Below are 21408 nucleotides of genomic sequence, written 5' to 3'. Positions count from 1 at the left end.
AGTCAATCGCCTGGCGCGTGACGCCGCAGCGCCTCGGCCAGTGCCCCCACCATCGCCGCCGCGGCTGCCGCCCCGCGCGCGCCCATCGGTTGCGGCACCGCCTGCCAGCGCCCGGGGAAAGCGGCATCGAGCTCCGTCCTGAGCACCTTGGCCACGGCGAGGCCTATCACCACCACCCCCGCCGGGTCGAGGGCAGGCAGCACCACGCCATGATGCAGCCGCCAGCTCTCACGCAGTGCCGCCGCATAGGCGGCCGGCGACACCCGTGCCCCGCCCGGCCCGGCAACTGCCACCAGCGAGGCATCGGTCAGCCAGACGCCCCGCCGCCGCAGCCGCTTCAACAGGCCGAGCTTCGCGGCGAGCCGGGCTTCCACCGCAGGAAAGGCTGCGCGGGTCGGCGCCGTGCTGCCCTCCGCCGCCGAAAGCAGTCCCCAATACTGCGGCGTCCCCGCATTGCGGGTCACCCCGGGCGCCAGCGAAGGCTCGCCATAGGCCGGGCAATAGAGATGCCGCGCGAAGCCGGCCGGCATCGGCCAGCCCGGGGCAGGGAGGAGCGGTGCCGCCAGCTCCGCCGCCGAGCCCGCCATATGGCTTTCGGCGAGCAGCAGCAGGCGGAGGCGCTCCGGCCGCCAGGCCTGGCGCCAGGCCTCGACGGCGATGGCAACCTCTGGCGGTTCCAGCCCTTGACCCTCCCACTGTGGGAAGCCCCATATCTCCGCCATGCCCGAAGCGCCCCTCCCTGCCGACCCCAAGATCCGTCCCGACGCGACGCCGGCGATGAACCGGCGAGGGATTGCTCGCCCCAGCGGGGAAGACGCCGCAGGGACGGAAAAGACCCGCGCGATTGCGCCGCAGGCCCTCGGCCTGCCCATCGCCGGCATGACCTGCGCCACCTGCGCCAGGCGGGTGGAGCGGGCCCTCGGCCGCGTGCCGGGCGTCGCCTCGGCCCAGGTCAACCTGGCGACGGAGCGGGCCGCCGTCGAGGGCACGGTCCCCCTCCCGGCGCTGATCGAGGCCGTGACCCGCGCCGGCTACACGGTGCCCGAGGCGCGCTTCGACCTCGGCATCGCCGGGATGACCTGCGCCACCTGCGCCGGCCGGGTGGAGCGCGCCCTCCGCCGCCTCCCCGGCGTGCTGGAGGCGCAGGTGAACCTCGCCTCCGAGCGCGCCATGGTCCGCGCTGTGGCGGGCACGGAGGAAGCGGCGCTGGCGGTCGCCATCCAGCGCGCCGGCTACACGCTCCGCGAGAGCACGCCGGAGGTCCGCGCCGCCGAGGGCAGCCGGGAGCGGCGCGACCTGCTGTTGGCCGCGCTGCTCACCGCACCCTTCTTCCTCGGCATGATCGGAATGGCATTCGGCCAGGACTGGATGCCGGGGGGCTGGGCGCAGCTGGCCCTCGCCGCGCCGGTGCAATTCTGGCTCGGCGCCCGCTTCTACCGGGCCGGTTGGGCGGCGCTGCGGGCGGGCACGGGCAACATGGACCTGCTGGTGGCGCTCGGCACCAGCGCCGCCTTCGGCCTCTCGCTCTGGGGGCTGCTGCAGGGCTGGCATCACCTCTATTTCGAGGCCAGCGCGGTCGTCATCCTCTTCATCCTGCTCGGCAAGTACCTGGAGGCCCGCGCGCGCCGCGCGACCGGGGCGGCGATCGAGGCGCTGCTGGCGCTCCGCCCCCGCACCGCCCGCCGCCTCGCCGATGGCGCTGAGGAGGAGGTGCCCGCCGCCGCCCTCGTCATCGGCGACCGCGTTGTCATTCGCCCCGGCGAGCGCATCCCGGCCGATGGGCGCATCGAGGACGGCGAGGCCGGCATCGACGAGAGCGCACTCACCGGCGAGAGCCGCTCTGTCGCGCGCGGTCCCGGCGATGCCGTCTCCACCGGCACCATCGCCCTCGACGGCCGGCTGGTGGTGGAGGTCCGCGCGGTCGGCGCCGAGACGGTGCTGGCCCGCACCGCCGCCCTGGTCGCCGCCGCCCAGGCCAGCCGCGCCCCGGTGCAGCGGCTGGTGGACCGGGTGAGCGCCGTCTTCGTCCCCGTCGTCATCGGTATCGCCGCACTGACGCTGGTCGGCTGGCTGCTGGCGGGCGCCGGGGCCGAGGCCGCCGTGCTGCGCGCCACCGCCGTGCTGGTCATCGCCTGCCCCTGCGCCCTTGGCCTCGCCACGCCCGCGGCCATCATGGCGGGAACGGGCGCGGCGGCGCGGGCCGGCATCCTCATCCGCGATGCGGAGGCGATTGAGCGGGCAGGGGCGATCACCCTGGTCGCCTTCGACAAGACCGGCACGCTGACCGAAGGCCGCCCGCGCCTCGCCTCGGTCGCCACCGCGCCGGGCGTGACGGAGGCCGAGGCGCTGCGCCTGGCCGGCGCCCTGCAGGCCGGCAGCGAGCACCCGCTGGCCCGCGCCGTGCTCGATCGCGCCGGACCAGCGCTGCCGAAGGCCACCGACTTCCGCGCCCTGCCCGGCCGCGGCGTCGCCGGCACCGTCGAGGGCCGCGCCCTGCTGCTCGGCAGCCCCCGCCTGCTGGCCGAGAGCGGCGCCGACCCGTCCGGCCTCGCCGCCCCCGCGACGATGACGCCCGCCTGGCTGATCGAGGGCAAGCGCGCCCTTGCCCTGCTCGCCTTCGAGGATACCGAGCGGCCAAACGCCGCCGGCGCCATCGCCAGCCTCGCCCGCATGGGCACGAAGACCGCCATGCTGAGCGGCGACAGCCCCGATGTCGCCGCCGCCGTCGCCACCCGCCTCGGCATCACCGAGGCCGCCGCCGGCCTGCTCCCCGCCGACAAGGCCGGCCGCATCGCCGCCTGGCGCACGGGCGGCGAGCGCGTCGCCATGGTCGGCGACGGGGTGAACGACGCCCCGGCGCTCGCCGCCGCCGATCTCGGCATCGCCATGGGCTCCGGCACCGACATCGCCATCCAGGCCGCCGGCATCACCCTGCTGCGGCCCGACCCCGCTCTGGTGCCGGCGGCGCTGGCGGTGACGCGGCGGACGCTGCGGACCATCCGGCAGAATCTCGGCTGGGCCTTCGGCTACAACCTGATCGGCCTGCCGCTCGCCGCCTTTGGCCTGCTCTCGCCCATGCTGGCCGGTGCGGCGATGGCCTTCTCCTCCGTCTCGGTCCTGGCCAATGCCCTGCGTCTGGCGAGGTGGCGCCCATGACCGCCAGCATCGGCGAGGCCGCCCGCGCCTCCGGCGTCTCGGAGAAGATGATCCGCCACTACGAGTCGATCGGCCTGCTCCGCCCCGCCCGTGAGGCGAACGGCTACCGCCGCTACGCCGAGGCAGACATCGCCGTGCTGCGCTTCATCCGCCATGCCCGCGACCTCGCTTTCCCGCTGGAGGAGGTACGGCGCCTGCTCGCCCTCTGGCAGGATCGCGGCCGGGCCAGCGCCGAGGTCCGCGCCATCGCCCTCGCCCATGTCACGGCGCTGGAGGAGAAGGCCGAGAGCCTTCGCCGCATGGCCGAGAGCCTGCGTCACCTGGCCGCGCATTGCCACGGCGATGCCCGGCCCGATTGCCCCATCCTCGATGGGCTGGAAGGAAAGCACCCATGTTGACCCTGCATGTCGAAGGCATGAGCTGCGGCCATTGCGTCCGCGCCGTGACCGAGGCGATCCGCGCGCTCGACCCTCGGGCGGAGGTCGCCATCGACCTCGCCACCGGTACCGTCCGGGCGGAAACCGGAGCCGAGCCCCGTGCGGTCGCGGCCGCGGTGGAGGAAGAGGGCTACAAGGTCACAAGCGCCGCTTGACCTGCGGGGCCTGGAGGTGGATCAACCGCGCCATGCAGCGCGTCTTCTCCGGCATCCAGCCCTCCGGCATCCCGACCCTCGGCAACTACCTGGGCGCCATCCGCAACTGGGTGCCGCTGCAGGACACGCATGACGCGATCTATTGCGTCGTCGACCTGCACGCCATCACCGTCTGGCAGGACCCCAAGGAGCTGGCGGCCCAGACGCGGGAGATGGCGGCGGCGCTGATCGCCTGCGGGCTCGACCCGAAACGCTGCATCCTCTTCATTCAGAGCCATGTCCACGCCCATGCGCGGCTGGCCTGGATCTTCAACTGCGTCGCCCGGCTCGGCTGGCTGAATCGGATGACGCAGTTCAAGGACAAGGCCGGCAAGGACCGCGAGGCGGCCTCCTCCGGCCTCTATGTTTATCCGAACCTCATGGCCGCCGACATCCTGGCCTACAAGGCGACGCTGGTGCCGGTCGGCGACGACCAGAAGCAACACCTCGAGCTCGCCAACGACATCGCCGAGAAGTTCAACCACGACTTCTCCGCCGAGGGCTTCTTCCCGCGCATCGAGCCGCTGATCCAGGGCGTCGCCGCCCGCGTCATGTCGCTGCGCGACGGCACCAAGAAGATGTCGAAGTCGGACCCCTCCGACCAGTCGCGCATCAACCTGACCGACGATGCCGACGCTATCGCGCTCAAGATCCGCCGCGCCCGCACCGACCCGGAGCCTTTGCCCGATTCGGTGGCCGGGCTCGAGGGCCGGGCCGAGGCGCGCAACCTCGTCGGCATCCTCGCCGCCATTGGCGGCACCACGCCCGACGGCGTGCTGCGCGAGCATGGCGGGAAGGGCTTCGGCGCCTTCAAGGAGGTTCTGGCCGAGGCGCTGGTCGCCCATCTCTCGCCGATTCAGGCCGAGATGCGCCGCCTGCTGGACGATCCGGCCTCGCTCGACGCGGCGCTTCGCCTGGGCGCCGACCGCGCCGCCGCCATCGCCGACCCCATCGTCACCGAGGCGGAGCGGATCGTCGGCTTCCTGCCGCGGTAAAGGCTGATGTGATCCCGGCCCCGGATCGCGGGCCGGGGCCGCCCCATGCTAGAGGGCGCCGCATGAACACGCCCTCCCGCCGCACCCTGCTTGCCGCGCTCGCGGCCCTCTCCCTCGTCCCCGCCGCCCAGGCGCAGACGGCGCCCATCGAGCGGCTCAACGCCGCCCTGCTCGACGTGATGAAGAATGCCCGCAGCCTCGGCGTCCGCGGGCGGGAGCAGCGCCTCAGGCCGGTGATGGAGCAGGTCTTCAACCTGCCGGCCATGACGCGCATCGCCGTCGGCCCGCCCTGGACCACCTTCTCCCCAGCCGACCAGCAGGCGCTGGTGACGGCTTTCAGCGACTGGTCCATCGCCACCTATGCCAGCCGTTTCGATGGCTATGGCGGCGAGAGCTTCGAGATCGAGGGCAGCGCGCCGCGGCCGAATGGCGACGTGATCGTCAACACGCGGATCATCCGCCCAAGCGACTCGCCGGTGCAGATCAACTACCTGCTGCGCGAGGGCCGCATCGTCGATATCTACCTGACGGGCACCATCAGCGAGCTGGCCAGCCGCCGCTCCGAATTCGCGGGGCTCCTGCGCGAGGGCGGGGCGCAGCGGCTGGTCGCCGAACTGCGGCGGCGGACGGCGGAGGCGCTGCGGGGCTGATCACAGCCCCGGCGCATACCCCACCGCCTGATTGAGCCTGGACCGTGCCCGGCCGAGCTGGACCGAGGCCCGCGCCTCCGCCCCGGCCGCTTCCAGCTGGAGCTGCCGCACCCGGTAGAGGTCGAAGATGCCGGTCTCGCCGGCGCGGAAGGCCCGGCGCGCGGTATCGAGCTGCTGGTCGGCGACAGAAAGGCGCTGGCGGGCGATGCGGAAGGCCTCCTCCGCCGCACGCAGCGCCTGCTCGGCCGCCAGCACCCCGGCCCTCACCAGCCGCTGCTGCTGGGCCAGCACCGCCGTGGTGCGGGTGATGTCGGCCTCGGCCGCAGCGCGGCGGGGGGCGTTGCGCGCCTCGGTCGCCAGCGGCAGGCGGAGGCGGAGGCCGAGCGAGACGCCCTGCTCCGTCACGTTGCCGTTCTGGCTCTGGCCGAAGACGCCGAGTTCCGGGTTGTCGCGCGGCGTCGCTGCCACCAGCCGGGCCTCCGCCTCGGCGCGGGCGAGGCTTGCCTCGGCGGCCGCCAGCAATGGATGGCGCGCCGTACGCGGCGCCGGCGGCTCCGGCGGCAGGTCGGGCTCGGCGCCGCCGGTCAACGTGGCGTAGACGGCGCGGGCGGCGACCAAAGCCGCCTCGGCATCGGCCAAGGCCAGCTCCGCCGCCAGCGTCTCGTTCTGCGCCAGCAGGCTGTCGGAAGGCGGGATGTCACCCAGCTGGGCGCGGCGGGCCACGTCGCGGGCGATGTCGCGCGCCGTGGCCAGCCGGTCGCGGGCGAGGCGCTGGTCGCGCGCTGCCAGCACCGCGTTCCACCAGTACTCGCGCAGCAGACCGGCCAGTTCCAGCCGGCGCTGGGCGATCTGCCTTTCCACCTCGGTAACGCCCGTCGCCACGGCGTTGCCGAGGGCGCTGCGCTGGCCGGGCAACCAGATCGGGGCGCCCACTTCCAGGTCGAATTGCAGCGCCTCGCGCGGCCCGCGCGTATCGGTGCGCCAGGCGCCGCTGACGGCGGGCGAGCCGGCGATGGGCGAGCGCACCGTGGCGCTCCGCGCCGCCACCGCCCCGCGCTGGGCGGCAAGGCCGCGGCTGGCGGCATCGAGCGAGACCGCCTGATCAAGATGCCGGGCAAGGAGCGAGTCGCCCTGCGCCCCGGCAGCAATCGGCGCGAGCAGGAGGGCGAGCAGAAGCAGGATCGGACGCATCGGCGGCATCACTCGGCAGGCACTGGCTTGGCGCCGGCCGGGGGCGCTGTTCTGGCGGCTGGTGCCGCTTCGGCCTCGGCCTTCGGCAGGGCGAAGCGGGCGTAGAGGATCGGCAGCAGCACCAGCGTCAGCACCGTCGCCGTGACCAGGCCCCCGATGACGACCACGGCCAGAGGCTGCTGGATCTCCGCCCCCGGCCCGGTGGCGAAGAGGAAGGGGACGAGGCCGAAGGCGGCGATGGTGGCGGTGAGGATCACCGGTGTCATCCGCCGCTTCGCCCCCTCGCGCACCGCATCGGCCAGCGCCAGCCCCTCCTCCGCGATCAGCCGGTTGATGTAGGAGACCAGCACCACGCCGTTCAGCACGGCGATGCCGATCAGCGCGATGAAGCCGACCGAGGCGGGCACCGAGAGGAACTCGCCCGAGAGCCAGAGCGCCACCACGCCGCCGATCGCGGCGAAGGGCACGTTGCAGAAGACTAGCGCCGCCTGCCGCGCCGAGCCGAAGGTGAAGTAGAGCAGCAGGAAGATCATGCCGAGCGCGATGGGCACGACGATGGCGAGGCGAGCCGAGGCGCGCTGCTGGTTCTCGAACTGCCCGCCCCATTCCATCCGGTAGCCGGGCGGCAGCTCCACCCGCTGCGCGACCGCCGCCTGCGCCTCGGCGACGAAGCCGACCAGGTCCCGCCCGCGGACATTGGCGAGGATGGTGGCATAGCGCTGCGTGCCCTCGCGGATCACCTGGATCGGCCCCTCCTCCTCGGCGATGCGCGCCACCTGGGAGAGCGCCACGGTGCGCCCGCCCGGCAGGGCAAGCACCAGCCGCTGCAGGTCGGTGGCGGAGCGCCGCAGGCTGCCCTCGCCGCGCAGCATCAGCGGGATGCGCCGCTCCTGCTCCAGCACCAGCCCCATGTCGCGCCCGTCCACCCAGACGCGCAGCGCCTGCTGCACTTCGCGCACGTTGAGGCCGAGACGCCCGGCGGCGAAGCGGTCGATCTCGACGCGGAGGTACTTCATCCCCTCGTTGCGCAGCGCGAAGACGTCCGAGGAGCCCTGGATGCTGCGCACCGCCTCCTCCACCTGCCGGGCGATCTTGTTCAGCTCGCCGATGGAATAGCCGAAGACCTTCACCACCACGTCGCCGCGGGCGCCGATGATCATCTCCTGCACCCGCATGTCGATCGGTTGGTTGATGGCATAGGAGATGCCGGGGAAGGCATCGAGCACCTTGCGCACCTCGTCGATGACGAAGTCGCGGTTCTTCTTGTCGCGCCACTCCTCGCGCGGGGCGATGTTGAGGAACAGGTCGCTGTCGTTCAACCCGACCGGGTCGATGCCCAGCTCGTCGGCGCCGGCGCGGCCCATGATGCCGCGCACCTCGGGCACCCGCTGCATGATCTCGCGCTGGAGCAGCAGGTCGGATTCGGCGGCCTGCTCGACATTGATGGTCGGATGCTTGCGCAGCGTGAGGACCGGCGTGCCCTCGTCCATCACCGGCATGAAGGTGGAGCCGATGCGGCCGAACAGGAACACCGCGAGGCCCAGCCCGGCCAGCGCCGCGCCGCCTACCTTCAACGGGTTCTTCATCGCCCAGGCGAGGAAGGGGTCGTAGATGGCGTGCAGGCGGCGGACGAGCCAGGGCTCCTTCGCGTGCCCGCCTGCCTTCAGCACCGAGGCGGCGAGCGCCGGAACGACGGTGAGCGAGAGCAGCAGCGCGGCGCAGAGGGCGAAGATGATGGTCAGCGCCACCGGGCCGAAGAGCCGCCCCTCCAGCCCCTGCAGCGAGAGCAGGGGGACGAAGACGGTGACGATGACGACCACGCCCGAGACCAGCGGCACCGCCACCTCCTGCACCGCCTCCAGCGTCGCCTGGCTGCGCGCCTTGAGGCCCGGCTTGCCCTCCATCCCGGCCAGGCGGTGCGCCACGTTCTCAACCACCACAACGGCGCAGTCGACCAGCAGGCCGATGGCGATGGCGAGGCCGCCGAGCGACATGATGTTGGCCGAGAGGCCGTAGAGCGACATCACCCCGAAGGTCGCCAGCACCGAGAGCGGCAGGGCGAGCGAGACGACCAGCGCCGCGCGGAGATTGCCGAGGAATAGGATCAGCAGCACGGTGACGAGGGCGATCGCCTCCAGCAGCACTTTCTGGACCGTCCAGACCGCCTTCTCGATCAGGTCGTTGCGATCGTAGAAGATATCGATCTTGACGCCCTCAGGCAGCGTCTTCTGGATGTCGGCCAGCTTGGCGGTGACGCCGTTGACCACGGTGCGCGCATTGGCGCCGCGCAGGCCGAGCACGATGCCCCACACCGCCTCGCCCTCGCCGTTGCGGGTGACGACGCCGTTGCGCGCCAGCGCGCCGAAGCGGACATCGGCGATGTCGCCGACGCGCACCACGCCCGTCGGATGCGAGACGACGACGATGGAGCGGATATCCTCCAGCGTGCGGATGCGGCCCTCAGCGCGCACCAGCAGCGCCTCCTCGCCGTCCTGCACGCGGCCGGCGCCGTCGTTGCGGTTGTTCTGGCCGAGCACCTCCGCCAGCATCGCGGTGGTGATGCCGCGCGCCGCCATCGCCGCCGGGTCGGGCGCCACCTCGTAGGTCCGTACATGGCCGCCGAGGGTGTTGACGTCGGCGACGCCCGGCAGGCCGCGGAGCTGCGGGCGGATCACCCAGTCGAGCAGCGTCCGCCGCTGCATGGGCGAGAGCGTGCCGCCCTCAAGGGTGAACATCAACATCTCGCCGAGCGGCGTGATGACCGGGGCGAGGCCGCCCGAGACGCCGTCGGGGAACTGCGATTCGAGGTCGTCGAGCCGCTGGTCCACCTGCGTCCGCGCCCAGTAGATATCGGTGCCAGGGGCGAATTCGAAGGTCATCAGCGCCGTCGCGTAGCGCGTGATGGAACGGATGTTGACGAGGCCGGGAATGCCCTTCATCGCCAGCTCGACCGGGTTGGTTACCTGCGTCTCGAGCTCTTCCGGCGGCAGGCCGGGCGCCTGCATGGCCACCAGCACCTGGGTCGGCGAGACGTCGGGGAAGGCGTCGATCGGCAGCTTGCGATAGGCGTTCACCCCCCAGGCGATCAGCCCGAGCGTGGCGAGCGCGACGATCAGCCGCTGGCGCAAGGCCAGCGCCACAAGGCGCATCAGCATGGTGCGGTCAGCCCCCGTAGATCTCGGTGAGTTCGGCCAGCAGCGAGAGGATGCCGCGTGTCGCCACCTGGTCCTCCGTGGTGAGGCTGGCACGGATGGAAACGGTGCTGGCAGTCTCCGCGATCACAACCACCGGCCGCGCGCGGAAGCCATGCGCGCTGCGGACGAAGACCCAGGACTGGCCGGCATGGCGCACCACGGCGCCGGAAGGCAGGCGCCACTGCGGCGTGCCGTTGGGGCGGAGCGCGACGCTCGCCGTCACCACCTGGCCGGGCCGCAGCGCCTCCGCCCCGTCAGAGACCTCGACCACGGCGGCGAGGGACTGGGTGGCGGCATCCACGGCGCGGCCGAGGCGGATCACCTCGCCCTGCGCCGGCGTCCCCGGCACGCCGACGCGGGTGCCGGGGGTGATGGCGTTCGCCTGGGAGAGCGGCATCTGCAAGGTGATCCAGAGCGGGTCGAGCTGGGCGATGCTGAACAGCGGCGCGGCCGGGGCGATGCGCTCGCCGGCCGTGGCGCGGACCTCGAGCACCACGCCATCGGCCGGCGCGCTGACGGTGAGGGCCGGGACCATGCGGCGCTGGTCGCGGACGGCACGGATATCCACCTCCGCCATGCCGAGCAGCGCCAGCATCTGCTCGCGCTCCTGCAGGGTGGTGCGGGCATAGTCGTGATCGGCGCGCGTCGTCAGCAGGCGGCGCTCGGCGATGATGCGCTCGCGGTGCATCTGCTCGTCGCGCCGCAGCTTCTCGGCGGCCAGCCTCTCGGCCGAGAGGGCCTGGAGATAGGTGCGCTGCGCCTCGAGCAGGTCCGTGCTGCGCAGCCGGGCGATGGGCTGGCCTTCCTTCACCGGCTCGTTCGGCGCGACCAGGACGGCCTCCACGAGCCCCGCCGCCGGGGCGGCGACGATGCGCAGTTGCTGCGGCGGCACGCTCACCGTGCCGGGCAGCATGGTCTGGGTGGTACCTCCCTCGGCCTCGACGCGCACGACCTCGATGCCGGCGGCGCGGTACTGGCGCTCGTCGATCGGGATCTGCACCTCGTTCGGCGCAGGCTCTGCCGCATGCCCTGGCAACGGAGCCAGGAGCAGCAGGGACGACAGGGCGCACGCGAGAAAGGGCGCGCCGAGGGCTATTCGCAAGGTCTGGGCCTCCGGATGGGTCGGGAGGCGCATGGCTCAGCGCCTTTATGCGCACCAACCGCCCGGGCGGTGGCGCATCGGCTCAACAGGTCCCCATATAAGCGGGAACGTGCCACCCTGGCAGTGGTCTGCAGCGCCGGCCGACCCGGCAGAAGATGGACAAAACTTAAGATTTTTCAATCCCCGGCCGCATTGGCCTCGATCACGCCCGCGCGAAGGAGTGTATCATGATCGTCCTCGTCACCGGAGCAACCGCCGGGTTCGGCCTTGCCATCGCCCGCCGTTTCGCCGCCGACGGCGCCCGCATCATCGCCGCCGGCCGCCGGCAGGAGCGGCTGGACGCCCTGGCCGCCGAGCTGCCCGGCCAGGTCCTGCCGCTCGCCCTCGACGTCGCCGACCGGGCGGCGGTGGAGGCGGCCATCGCCGGCCTCCCCGCCGAATGGGCCGCCATCGACCTGCTGGTGAACAATGCCGGCCTCGCGCGTGGCATCGCGCCGGCGCAGGAGGCCTCGCTCGACGACTGGGAGGCGATGCTCGACACCAACGTGAAGGGGGTGATGTACCTCACCCATGCCGTGCTGCCGGGGATGGTGAAGCGCAATGCCGGCCACGTGCTCAATATCGGCTCGACGGCGGCGGAATGGCCCTATCCCGGCGGCAATGTCTACGGCGCCACCAAGGCCTTCGTCCGGCAGTTCAGCTACAACCTCCGCGCCGACCTGCACGGGACGAAGGTGCGGGTGACGGATATCGAGCCGGGCCTCGTCGGCGGGACGGAATTCTCGACCGTCCGCTTCGGCGGCGATGCCGAGAAGGCCGCCGGCGTCTATGCCGGGACCGACCCTCTGACGCCGGAGGACATCGCCGACATCGTGCATTGGGTGGCGACGCGCCCGGCGCGGGTGAACGTCAACCTGCTGCAGGTGATGCCTGTGGTGCAGAGCTTCGGTCCGCTCCGCGTCCACAAGGGCTAGAGCAAACTCCGATCGGGTGGACCAACCGATCGGAGTAATTTGCTCGTCCAAACAACAGGCTAGAGCGGGATCCGTGAGCCGGCGCCAACGGAAACCGCTCTAGGAGGGCTGGGGCGCCATCCGCCGCTCCGCCCAGACCCAGGCCAGCAGGCCGGGCAGGAAGACGATAAGGTCGCGCAGGCGGCGGGCGATGGCGAGCGCCGCCGCCGCCTCCGCCGGCAGGCCGAGCAGCAGGCCGAGGCCGAGGAACCCGGCCTCCTGCAGGCCGAGCGCCCCTGGGACGAGGAAGGCGGCCGAGGACAGCGCCTGGATCATCGCCTCGATCGCCATCGCCTCGGCGATGGAGACCGGGTGGCCGAGGGCGGCGAGGGCGATCCAGATCTCGAGCGAGCCGGCCAGCCAGCCGGCGAGCTGCCAGAGGAAGCAGCCGGCGATCGCCCCGCGCACCCGCCAGATGCGCCGCGTCATCCGGTCGATCCGCGCGGAATGAGCGGCAATCCCCGGAAAGCGCCCGGCCGCGACGCCGTTCAGCAGCCGGGCGAGGCGCGAGAGGATGTCGGCCCGCTGCGCCAGGATGAAGCCACCCGCCATCGCCAACCCGGCCAGCAGGCCGAGCGCGATGGCGCCCCAGCCGATGCCCGCCCCCGCCCAGGCCAGCAGCGCCAGGCCGAGCAGGGAGAAGGCAAGCTGGCTGAGGATGGAAAGCGCCATGTCCACCATCAGGCTCGCCGCCGCCGGCGCCACCGCGACGCCCTCGCCCCGCAGCAGCCGGTAGGAGGCGATCTCGCCCCCGATCCGCGCCACCGGCAGCAGCCCGTTCACGGACTCGCGGATCCAGACATTGGCCGTCATCGCCCCGAGCCCAGGCCGGCGCGCCCGCGGTAGCAGCAGCCGCCAGGCATGGCCGTTCAGCGCCATCGACGGAACATGCGCCAGCGCCGCCAGCACCAGTCCGAAGCCGGCCGTCGCCAGCAGCGCGCCCACTTCGGTGAGGTCCTGCTGGCCGATCAGCAGCAGCGCACCGGCCAGCCCAGCGACCGCGAGCAGGAGCCCAAGGCGGTTCACGCCAGCATCGCCGTGTAGCCGCCGGTGGCGAGGCCGGCGCAGGCGGCGCGGACTCGCGGATCGATCAGCGCCGCCAGCTCCTCCGCATAGCGGTAGCCCGGCGCGGCCCCAGGGAAGCCGCCCGCCGTCGCCGGATGGAAATACAGCTCGGTGACGCCGGGGGGCAGCCTTGCGAGCGCTCCCGCCAGCCGCTCGGCGGTGAAGGCGCCCGTCCAGGCGAGGCCGACCACCCGGTCCGGCGCCCGCAGCCCATGCCGCGCGGCCAGCCGCCGGAGCCAGAGGATCAGCGGCGCCAACGCGCGGCCCGCCCCGGGCTCATGCGGGATGCGGACGGCGCGGATGCCGCGGCGTGCCGCCTCGGCGAAGGCCACGGCCGCGATGACGGGGTGCAGGTGGTAGTGCTTGTGCGCGTTGAGATGGTCGCATTCGAGTCCCGTCGCCCGGAAGGCATCGCATTGCGCGGTGATCTCGGCGCGAAGCTGGGTGCGGGCGGCGCGAGAGGTGGCCAGCGTCAGGCCGAGCCCCGCCATGTCGTCGCGGAAGCGTCCATTCGGATGGACGAGGGCCGGGATACGCTCCGGCGGCAGGGTCGGCGTGCCGTCGGTCAGCGTCAGGTGCAGACCGATGGCGAGGCGCGGGTTGCGCCGCGCCACCTCGACGCCCTCGGCGGCAGCCGGCTCGCCGACCATGAGGCTGGCGGCCGTCAGCACGCCCTCGCGGTGCGCCTGCTCGATGGCAGCATTCACCGGCGCGGCGAGGCCGAGATCGTCGGCGTTGAGGATCAGGCGAGGGGACATGGCAGTCCCCGGGCCCAGGGCCCGGGGGTGTTCCGGCTCAGGCGGCCTGCTGCTCTCCCGCCGTCTTCCGCTCGCGTAGGAAGTGGAAGAACTCCACCCCCTCGCGCAGCCGTCGCACCAGCATCTGCCGGTCGCGGATCATCTCGCCGCAGATCGAGGCGATCTTCGGCGCCCGGAAATAGAACTTCCGATAGAATTCCTCAACGCCGTTGAAGATCTCGGTATGGCTGAGATGCGGGTAGGCCAGCGGCGCGATCTGCACGCCATGCGCATCCACGTATTCCGTGTGCGCCGTGTCGAGCCAGCCTTCCTTCTGCGCCTGGTCGAACAGGAAGGTCCCCGGATAGGGCGCCGCCAGCGAGACCTGCAACGTGTGCGGGTTGGTCTCGATGGCGAACCGGATGGTCTCGCGGATGGTCTCCGTCGTCTCGCCCGGCAGGCCGAGGATGAAGGTGCCGTGGATCATGATGCCGAGCTCATGGCAGTCCTTGGTGAACCGCTTGGCGACGTCGATCCGCATGCCCTTCTTGATGTTGTGCAGGATCTGCTGGTTGCCACTCTCGTAGCCGACCAGCAGCAGGCGCAGCCCGCCATCCTTCAGCACCTTGAGCGTTTCCCGTGGAACATTCGCCTTGGCGTTGCAGGACCAGGTGACGCCGAGCTTGCCCATCTCGCGGGCGATCGCCTCGGCACGCGGCAGGTCGTCGGTGAAGGTGTCGTCGTCGAAGAAGATCTCCTTCAGCCCCGGGAAATTGTCCCGGATGTAGCGGATCTCCTCGATGACGTTGCCGACCGAGCGCGTGCGGTAGCGGTGCCCGCCCACCGTCTGCGGCCAGAGGCAGAAGGTGCAGCGGCTCTTGCAGCCCCGGCCGGTATAGATCGAGACGTAGGGGTGCTTCAGGTAGCCGATGAAGTACTTCTTGTAGTCGAGGTCGCGCTTGTAGATCGGCGAGACGAAGGGGAGGCTGTCCATGTCCTCCAGCACCGGCCGGTCGGCGTTGTGGACCAGCACGCCCTGGCTGTTGCGCCAGGACAGGCCCTTGATCGAGGCCCAGTCGCGCCCCTCGGCCACGTCCCTGACGGTGAAGTCGAACTCGTTGCGGGCGACGAAGTCCACCACCGGCGCGTCGCGCAGGCTCTCCTCGGCCTGTACGGCGACCTTGGCGCCGATCAGCCCGACCTTGATGTTCGGGTTCTCGGCCTTCAGCCGCTCCGCCACCTTCACGTCGGAGCTGAAGGAGGGCGTCGAGGTGTGCAGCACGACCATGTCGTGATCGCGCGCCATCGGCGCCACGTCGGCCAGGCTCTGCCGGTGCGGCGGCGCATCGACCAGCTTCGAGCCCTCGACCAGCGCGGCCGGCTGGGCGAGCCAGGTCGGGAACCAGAAGCTCTTGATCTCGCGCCGCGCCTGGTAGCGCGAGCCGGCGCCGCCGTCGAAACCGTCGAACGAGGGAGCCTGGAGGAACAGGGTACGCATCATCGCCGGAATCAATCCCCAACCCGCGCCTCGGCCATGCGGCCTTCGCGGTCCATCCGATATCGCTGGCCCTGCCACGTCACCGTGCCGCGGGCAAGCCCAAGCCCCCATATAGCGAAGGAGATCACGTCGCGCAGCGGCAGAAGTGCCAGCCGGCCCATGCGCCAGGGACGGCCCAGCACCCCATCCACCGTGAGGGCGAGGCCGAGCCGCGCCGCCAGCGCCACCCCCAGCACCAGGAGCCCCCGCGGCGCCAGCAGCGCCGCCAGCAGCCCCGGCACCAGCGGATAGGTCAGCCCCATCCCCCAATAGCCCCGCGGGTCGAGCAGCCGCAGCGTCCGCGCCCAGCGCAGCTCGTGGCCGAACAGGGCGGGGAGGCTCGCCTCCGCCTGGACATGCAGCGGCAGCACCGGCGCCATCACCACCCGGAGGCCGAGGCGGCGCACGGCCGCGCCCAGCGCATGGTCATCCGCCAGCAGCCCGGCCAGCGCCCGGAAGCCGCCGATGCGCTCCAGCGTCTCCGCCCGCAGCGCCATGGTGGCGCCGTAGCAGCCATTCGCCCGCCCCATCGCCTCGCCGAGCGCCGCATTCGGCAGGAACTGCCAATCGATCCCGAGCGCGCCCAGCCGCGACCAGAGCCCCGGCTCCGCCGGCTCGCCCTGGTAGAGGCAGGTGACGAGCCCGACCTCGGGGTCCGCCAGAGGTGCCGTCACCGCCGTCAGCCAATGCGGCGGCACCCGCATGTCGGCGTCCGCCACCACCAGCACCGGATGGGCGGCGCGCTCGGCGAGGTTGACGAGCTGCGACACCTTGCGGTTCGGCCCATGGATGCGCGGGTCGACCACCAGCCGCGCCGGAACATCCGGCCGATCCGCCATGGCGGCCTCGGCCACCGGCCCGGCGCCATCGGCATCGCCGGGGATGGCGAAGAGCACCTCGAAGGGCGCCGCATGTGACTGGTCGAGCGTCGAGAGCAGGTTCTCCCGCAGCCCCGGCTCCGCCCCATGCAGCGGCTTCAGGATGCTGGCGGGCAGGGCAGGGCCGGCGGGCGGCGCGGTCCGGCCGAGGCGGCGCAGCGCGCGTGCCCCCATCGCCGCCGTCACCGCGCCGGCCAGCGCCGGGATGGCGAGGACGAGATCAAGCACGCGCGGGGTCCCGCGATGCGGGGTGCCGCGCGCTCCCGCTTTGCGTTAGCGTCGCCTTCCCCCTGCCGGTTGGTCCCATGCGCCGTATAGCCCCCATCCTCGTCCTGCTCCTCGCCGCCTGCGCCCAGCAGGGCGACGGGCGGCAGGTCGTCGCCTCCAGCGGCCGCACCGCCACCGATGTCACCGGCACGGCCCCGCCGGTGACGGTGACGGCGCCGACCGACCCGACCGACCCCTACGAGGCGACCAACCGCCGGGTCCTCGACTTCAACTTCGCCGTGGATGACGTGGCGATCCGCCCGGCCGCGGTCTTCTACCGCAACTCGGTCGGCAACTGGACCCGCACGCGCATCCGCAACGTGCTGAACAACCTGAACGAACCGGCCGTCGCCGCCAACAGCCTGCTGCAGGGCCGGCCCCTGGAATCGGCGCAGACCGTGCTGCGCTTCGTCTTCAACAGCACGGCCGGGCTCGGGGGTATGTTCGACCTCGCCCAGATCGGCGGGCCGCCGCGGCTGGAGCGGGATTTCGGCCAGACGCTCCATGCCTGGGGCCTGCCGGACGGGCCCTATCTGATGGTGCCGGTCCTCGGCCCCTCCAACCCGCGCGAGCTGACCGGCTCGGTCGTCAACGGCTTCATGAACCCGCTCAGCTACGTCATCCCGTTCGGGGCCAATATCGGCCGCGGCGCGGTGGGGGGGCTCGACACGCGCGAGCAGAATATCGAGACGCTGGACGAGATCCGCAACGGCTCGCTCGACAGCTATGCGCGGCTGCGCAGCCTCTGGCAGCAGCACCGCAATGCCGAGCTCGGCCGCACCTCGGCCAATTCGATCGAGGTGCTGGACGACCCGGGCGCGAACTAAGCGCCCCGGATCAGGTCCGCCGCCTTCTCGGCGACGCTCAGCACCGTCGCGTTGATGTTGCAGACCGGGATGTCCGGGAAGACCGAGGCATCGACGACGCGCAGCCCCTCGACCCCCCGCAGCCGCAGCGCGGCATCGAGCGGCGCCTCCGGGTCCGCGCCCATCCGCACCGTGCCGCAGGGGTGATAGACGGTGCCGCCGGTGGCGCGGGCGAAATCGAGCAGATCGGCATCGCTCTCCGCCGCCGGCCCCGGCCGCGCTTCCCCGGTGACGATGCCCGCCAGCGGCGCCGCTGCCATCCAGCGCCGCGCCAAGCGCAGGCCACGCAGCACGCAGGCCCGGTCCCCCTCCGTCGCCAGGTAGCGCGGGGCGATGCGCGGTGCCACGGCCGGATCGGGTGAAGCGAGACTGACGCTTCCGCGGCTCTCCGGCCGGCACTGCCAGACGCCGATGGTCATCCCCGGCGCGGCCTCGGGCGTGCCGATGGCAAGCCCCAGCCAGCGCCCCTCGCCGGGTACTTCGGCCCAGGACAACGGCCCCCCATTGATCTGGATGTCGGGCGCTTCCAGCCCCGCCGCAGTGCGGGCGAAGAGCGAAAACATCCCCGGCGACCAGGTCAGCACCCCAGTTCCGTTGAGCGCCCAGCGCATCGCCTCGATCGGCAGCCGCCAGCCATGGATGCGCCGGTTGGCCGACCAGCGGTGCGAAGCCAGCCGGTAGCCGAGCCGGATGATGTAGTGGTCCTGCATGTTGGCCCCGACCCCCGGCATCTCCCGCAGCACCGGGATGCCGAGATCCTGCAGCGCCTCCCCCGGCCCGATCCCCGAGAGCATCAGCAGCTGCGGCGAGCCGATGGCGCCCGCCGAGAGGATCACCTCCCGACGTGCCTCCACCACCTGCTCCACCCCACCCCGACGGATGGCGACACCCGTCGCCCGCCCGTCCTCGACGACGACCCGCAGTGCCATCGCCTCGTCGATCACGCTGAGGTTCGGCCGCCGGAGCGCCGGATGCAGATAAGCCCGCGCCGCCGAGATGCGCCGCCGCCCCCGCCTGGTCTGCTGGAACTCGGAGAAGCCCTCGCGCACCGGCCCGTTCATGTCCGGCTGCACCGGCAGGCCGATGGCCCGCGCCGCCTCCGCCAGATGGTCGAGCAGGGGAGGGCGGTCGGCCAGAGCCTCCACCGTCTGCGGCCCTGCCGTCCCGCGCCCCTCGCCCCCGCCCGCATAGGCCTCGTGCCGCTGGAAGTAGGGCAGCAGGTCGTCCCACCCCCAGCCGGTGCAGCCTTTCTGCGCCCAGAGGTCGTAGTCCGACGGATGCCCCCGCACATGCCCCAGCCCGTTGATCGAGGAGGAGCCGCCCCAGACCCGCCCGCGCGGATAGTCGAGGGCGCGGCTCGCGGTGCCTGGATCGGGCTCCGTCCGGTAGCCCCAGGTCAGGCGCGGATGGCCGAGGATGCGTGCATAGCCGGCCGGGATGTGGATATAAGGGTGCCGGTCCCGCCCTCCGGCCTCCACCAGCGCGACGCTCGCCCGCCCGTCTTCGGAGAGACGCGCCGCCAGCACGCAGCCGGCGCTGCCGCCACCGACGATGACGTAGTCGAAGGGTCCCGTCATTCCATCAGCTCCGGCCCGGTCTGCAACCCGGAGGGCGGCTCCACCCCCCGCGCCACCGCCAGCACCAGCCGCCGCATCCAGGCATGCCCCGCATCCGCCTCGAAGCGGCGATGGAACAGCAATGACAACCGCGTATGCCGCGGCGCCACCGGCGGGTCGCGCAGCGCCAGCCCATGCGTCTCCGCCAGGCGGACGGCGAGGCGGGAGGACAGGGTCATGATCATCTCCGTCCGCAGCAGGATCTCCGGCACCGCCGAGAGATGCGCGACCACGGCGCCGAGCCGCCGCGTATGGCCGATCTCGGCCAGCATGTCGTCGATCGCCCCGCTGCGCGAGCCGTTCGGCGAATGCAGCAGGTGGGGTACGCTGGTGAAGCGCTCGACCGTCAGCTCGCCCTCCGCCAGCGGATGGTCGGGGCGCATCAGCGTGCAGAACCCCTCCGGCAGCAGCCGCAGCCGGGTGTAGAGCGCCGGCGGCTCCGGCAGCACGCCGACCGCCATGACGGCGCCATCGCCCTCCAGCAGCGCCTCCCAATTCGTCCGGTCGGCATGGCTGATGGCGAGCAGCGCATGCGGCGCCTCCTCCGCCATGCGGGCGAGCAGCGGCGGCGCCAGCACGGCTTCGGCATATTCGCTGAGGGCCAGCGGAAAGACGCGGTCGGTGGCCGCCGGGTTGAAGGGCGCCTGCGCCGAGATCGCCGCGCCGATCCGGTCGAGCGCATCCGCCACCGGCCCGGCCAGGCTGAGGGCGAGCGCTGTCGGCTCCACCCCGCCCGGGCGCCGCAGGAACAACTCGTCCCCCAGCGCATGCCGCAGCCGCGCCAGCGCATTGGAAACCGCCGGCTGCGAGAGGTTCAGCCGCTCCGCCGCGCGGGTGACGTGGCGCTCGCGGGCGACGGCGTCGAAGACGCGCAGCAGGTTGAGGTCAAGGCTGCCGAGACCGGCCATTCACGCCCCGTATCATTCACCGGCGTGATGATGGACGTTCCGTCCCCGCGTTGGAAGCGGGGGCGGGCGCGCGGCACCTTCCGGGCATCGCACATCCCTCCGTGGAGACAGACCGATGCCCGAAACCTCCGCCACCACCCCCTATGCCGCCGCCCTGCTGCGCATCGCGCAGGGGGTCATGTTCCTCGCCCATGGCGCCGTCCTGAAGCTCGGCACCTTCGGCCTAGCCGGGACGATGGGCTACTTCGCCAGCATCGGCTACCCGGCCGCGCTCGGCGCCGTCGTCATCGCCGCCGAGATCCTGGGCGGCCTGGCGCTCATCGCCGGCTTCGCCACCCGCTGGGTGAGCCTCGCCCTGGTGCCGCTCATGCTCGGCGCCATGCTGCAGCACACCGGCAATGGCTGGCTGTTCAACGTGCCGGGCGGCGGCTGGGAGTATCCAGCCTTCTGGACGGTGACGCTGCTGGTGCAGGCCGGGCTCGGCGCTGGCGCCTGGGCGCTGGACGGCGTCCGGACCGCGGCGCGGCGGCCCGCCATCGCCTGAGGCCGGGCATTGCCCCGCGCGGCAGGACGGGGTTACCTCCCCCGACCTGAGACGGAGAAGCCGCTTGCCCTCCCTGCCGCGCCGCCGCCTGTTCCTTTCCGGCGCCGGGCTGCTCGCCGCCCCCGCCATCATTCGCCCCGCCGCCGCCCAGGCGGGCTGGCCGGACCGCCCGATCCGCGTCGTGGTGCCCTTCGCTCCGGGCACCAGCACCGACATCATGACCCGGCTGGTCACGCCGCGCATGGGCCAGGAACTGGGCCAGAGCCTCGTCGTCGAGAACCGGGCGAGCGCCGGCGGCATCGTCGGCTCCGACGCCGTCGCCAAGGCGCCGCCCGACGGCTACAGCCTCTGCATGGGCAGCATCGCCTCGCATTCGGTGAATGCCTCGCTGATGCCGCGCCTGCCCTATGACGTGCTGCGCGACTTCACCCCGATCTCGCTGGTGACCACCGCGCCCAACCTGCTCGTCGTCGGCAACCACGTCCCGGCGAACACCCTCCAGGAATTCCTCGCCTGGACGAAGACGCAGCGCGGCGGCGCCTCCTACGCCTCGGCCGGCAACGGCACCTCCTCCCACCTCGCGGGCGAGCTGCTGAAGCTCAAGACCGGCGCGCCGCTCGAGCACGTCCCCTACCGCAACGCCCCGCAGGCGCTGAGCGACATCATGGCCGGGCAGGTGGCGATGACCATCTACCAGGTGACGGCGGTGCTGCCGCTGGTGCGCGACGGGCGGCTGAAGGCGCTCGCCACCACCTCCAACCGCCGCCTGTCCTGGACGCCGGGGGTGCCGACGGTCGAGGAGCAGGGCGTCGCCCCCTTCGACGTCGCCGCCTGGCACGGCCTCTTCGCCCCCGCCCGCCTGCCGGCCCCGGTGACGGAGCGGATCTACGCCGCCCTCGCCACGGCGCTCGGCGACCCCGAGCTGCGGCCGCGGCTGGTCGAGCAGGGGCTGGAGCCGGTCGCCATGCCGCCCGCCGAGTTCCGCCCCTGGCTCGAGGCCGACATCGCCAAGTGGCGCGAGGTCGTCCAGACCGCCCAGATCAAGCCGGATTGAGCCC

Annotated in this window: 19 protein-coding genes; 9 read left to right on the top strand and 10 right to left on the bottom strand. The window is 72.5% G+C overall.

The window, feature by feature from the left end:
- Positions 1 to 2: 2 nt before the first annotated feature.
- A complete protein-coding gene (locus JMJ56_RS07250; protein ID WP_202830963.1) occupies positions 3 to 722 on the bottom strand; it encodes a hypothetical protein in 720 nt (239 codons plus the stop codon).
- On the opposite strand from JMJ56_RS07250, the gene JMJ56_RS07245 reads away from it, so the two are divergent.
- The 5 genes from JMJ56_RS07245 (at position 721) to JMJ56_RS07225 (ending at position 5432) form a co-directional block, all read left to right on the top strand.
- Positions 721 to 3156, top strand: coding sequence for a heavy metal translocating P-type ATPase (locus JMJ56_RS07245; RefSeq protein WP_328702302.1), 2436 nt, complete (start codon positions 721 to 723; stop codon positions 3154 to 3156). The two genes, JMJ56_RS07250 and JMJ56_RS07245, sit on opposite strands and share 2 nt — an antisense overlap.
- On the top strand, positions 3153 to 3554 hold the full coding sequence (locus JMJ56_RS07240) for a MerR family transcriptional regulator (RefSeq protein ID WP_202830962.1): 402 nt from the start codon (positions 3153 to 3155) through the stop codon (positions 3552 to 3554). Before JMJ56_RS07245 ends, JMJ56_RS07240 begins: the two co-directional genes overlap by 4 nt.
- On the top strand, positions 3548 to 3748 hold the full coding sequence (locus JMJ56_RS07235; RefSeq protein ID WP_202830961.1) for a heavy-metal-associated domain-containing protein: 201 nt from the start codon (positions 3548 to 3550) through the stop codon (positions 3746 to 3748). The genes JMJ56_RS07240 and JMJ56_RS07235 overlap by 7 nt, the downstream gene beginning before the upstream one ends.
- A 32-nt stretch (positions 3749 to 3780) precedes the next feature.
- Complete coding sequence (gene trpS, locus JMJ56_RS07230; protein WP_202830960.1) at positions 3781 to 4782, top strand: tryptophan--tRNA ligase; 1002 nt, start codon at positions 3781 to 3783, stop codon at positions 4780 to 4782.
- Between the two features lie 62 nt (positions 4783 to 4844).
- Entirely contained in the window at positions 4845 to 5432 is a 588-nt protein-coding gene (locus tag JMJ56_RS07225; protein WP_202830959.1) for an ABC transporter substrate-binding protein, read from the top strand.
- On the opposite strand, the gene JMJ56_RS07220 is transcribed toward JMJ56_RS07225, so the two are convergent.
- From JMJ56_RS07220 to JMJ56_RS07210, 3 genes are read right to left on the bottom strand one after another with little or no spacing between them, the layout of a single operon-like run.
- Entirely contained in the window at positions 5433 to 6623 is a 1191-nt protein-coding gene (locus JMJ56_RS07220) for a TolC family protein (protein ID WP_202830958.1), read from the bottom strand.
- Between the two features lie 8 nt (positions 6624 to 6631).
- Positions 6632 to 9778, bottom strand: a complete 3147-nt coding sequence (locus JMJ56_RS07215) for an efflux RND transporter permease subunit (protein ID WP_202830957.1) — start codon at positions 9776 to 9778, stop codon at positions 6632 to 6634.
- Between the two features lie 7 nt (positions 9779 to 9785).
- A complete protein-coding gene (locus JMJ56_RS07210) occupies positions 9786 to 10952 on the bottom strand; it encodes an efflux RND transporter periplasmic adaptor subunit (RefSeq protein ID WP_202830956.1) in 1167 nt (388 codons plus the stop codon).
- Between the two features lie 194 nt (positions 10953 to 11146).
- Here JMJ56_RS07210 and JMJ56_RS07205 point away from each other — a divergent pair, with 194 nt between their 5' ends.
- Positions 11147 to 11893 carry an SDR family NAD(P)-dependent oxidoreductase gene (locus tag JMJ56_RS07205; RefSeq protein ID WP_202830955.1) on the top strand — a complete coding sequence of 249 codons (747 nt, stop codon included), beginning with the start codon at positions 11147 to 11149 and terminating at the stop codon, positions 11891 to 11893.
- A gap of 99 nt (positions 11894 to 11992) precedes the next feature.
- Here JMJ56_RS07205 and JMJ56_RS07200 read toward each other — a convergent pair whose 3' ends face one another.
- Genes JMJ56_RS07200 through hpnI form a run of 4 tightly spaced genes read right to left on the bottom strand, consistent with a single transcriptional unit; the run spans position 11993 to position 16377 of the window.
- Positions 11993 to 12958 carry a lysylphosphatidylglycerol synthase domain-containing protein gene (locus JMJ56_RS07200; protein WP_202830954.1) on the bottom strand — a complete coding sequence of 322 codons (966 nt, stop codon included), beginning with the start codon at positions 12956 to 12958 and terminating at the stop codon, positions 11993 to 11995.
- Positions 12955 to 13755: a hopanoid biosynthesis-associated protein HpnK gene (gene hpnK, locus JMJ56_RS07195; RefSeq protein WP_202830953.1), complete on the bottom strand. Its 801-nt coding sequence runs from the start codon at positions 13753 to 13755 to the stop codon at positions 12955 to 12957. Before hpnK ends, JMJ56_RS07200 begins: the two co-directional genes overlap by 4 nt.
- 37 nt (positions 13756 to 13792) lie before the next feature.
- The gene (hpnJ, locus tag JMJ56_RS07190; RefSeq protein ID WP_202830952.1) at positions 13793 to 15235 is read right to left on the bottom strand and encodes a hopanoid biosynthesis associated radical SAM protein HpnJ; all 1443 of its coding nucleotides are present in this window, start codon (positions 15233 to 15235) and stop codon (positions 13793 to 13795) included.
- Between the two features lie 8 nt (positions 15236 to 15243).
- Positions 15244 to 16377 (bottom strand): bacteriohopanetetrol glucosamine biosynthesis glycosyltransferase HpnI, encoded by a 1134-nt coding sequence (hpnI, locus tag JMJ56_RS07185; protein ID WP_202830951.1) that lies wholly within the window; start codon positions 16375 to 16377, stop codon positions 15244 to 15246.
- Between the two features lie 77 nt (positions 16378 to 16454).
- Here hpnI and JMJ56_RS07180 point away from each other — a divergent pair, with 77 nt between their 5' ends.
- The gene (locus JMJ56_RS07180; protein ID WP_202830950.1) at positions 16455 to 17243 is read left to right on the top strand and encodes an MlaA family lipoprotein; all 789 of its coding nucleotides are present in this window, start codon (positions 16455 to 16457) and stop codon (positions 17241 to 17243) included.
- Here the strand turns inward: JMJ56_RS07180 and JMJ56_RS07175 are convergent.
- On the bottom strand, positions 17240 to 18859 hold the full coding sequence (locus tag JMJ56_RS07175) for a GMC family oxidoreductase (RefSeq protein WP_202830949.1): 1620 nt from the start codon (positions 18857 to 18859) through the stop codon (positions 17240 to 17242). The two genes, JMJ56_RS07180 and JMJ56_RS07175, sit on opposite strands and share 4 nt — an antisense overlap.
- On the bottom strand, positions 18856 to 19806 hold the full coding sequence (locus JMJ56_RS07170; RefSeq protein WP_202830948.1) for a LysR family transcriptional regulator: 951 nt from the start codon (positions 19804 to 19806) through the stop codon (positions 18856 to 18858). Before JMJ56_RS07170 ends, JMJ56_RS07175 begins: the two co-directional genes overlap by 4 nt.
- 115 nt (positions 19807 to 19921) lie before the next feature.
- Here JMJ56_RS07170 and JMJ56_RS07165 point away from each other — a divergent pair, with 115 nt between their 5' ends.
- Entirely contained in the window at positions 19922 to 20350 is a 429-nt protein-coding gene (locus tag JMJ56_RS07165; protein WP_202830947.1) for a DoxX family protein, read from the top strand.
- Between the two features lie 64 nt (positions 20351 to 20414).
- Positions 20415 to 21404, top strand: coding sequence for a Bug family tripartite tricarboxylate transporter substrate binding protein (locus JMJ56_RS07160; RefSeq protein WP_202830946.1), 990 nt, complete (start codon positions 20415 to 20417; stop codon positions 21402 to 21404).
- Positions 21405 to 21408 lie beyond the last annotated feature (4 nt).

The sequence above is a fragment of the Belnapia arida genome (assembly GCF_016773205.1).
Classification (GTDB): Bacteria; Pseudomonadota; Alphaproteobacteria; order Acetobacterales; family Acetobacteraceae; genus Belnapia; species Belnapia arida.
The sequence above is the reverse complement of the archived record's forward strand: the minus strand, read 5'-3'. Positions and strand labels throughout refer to the sequence as shown.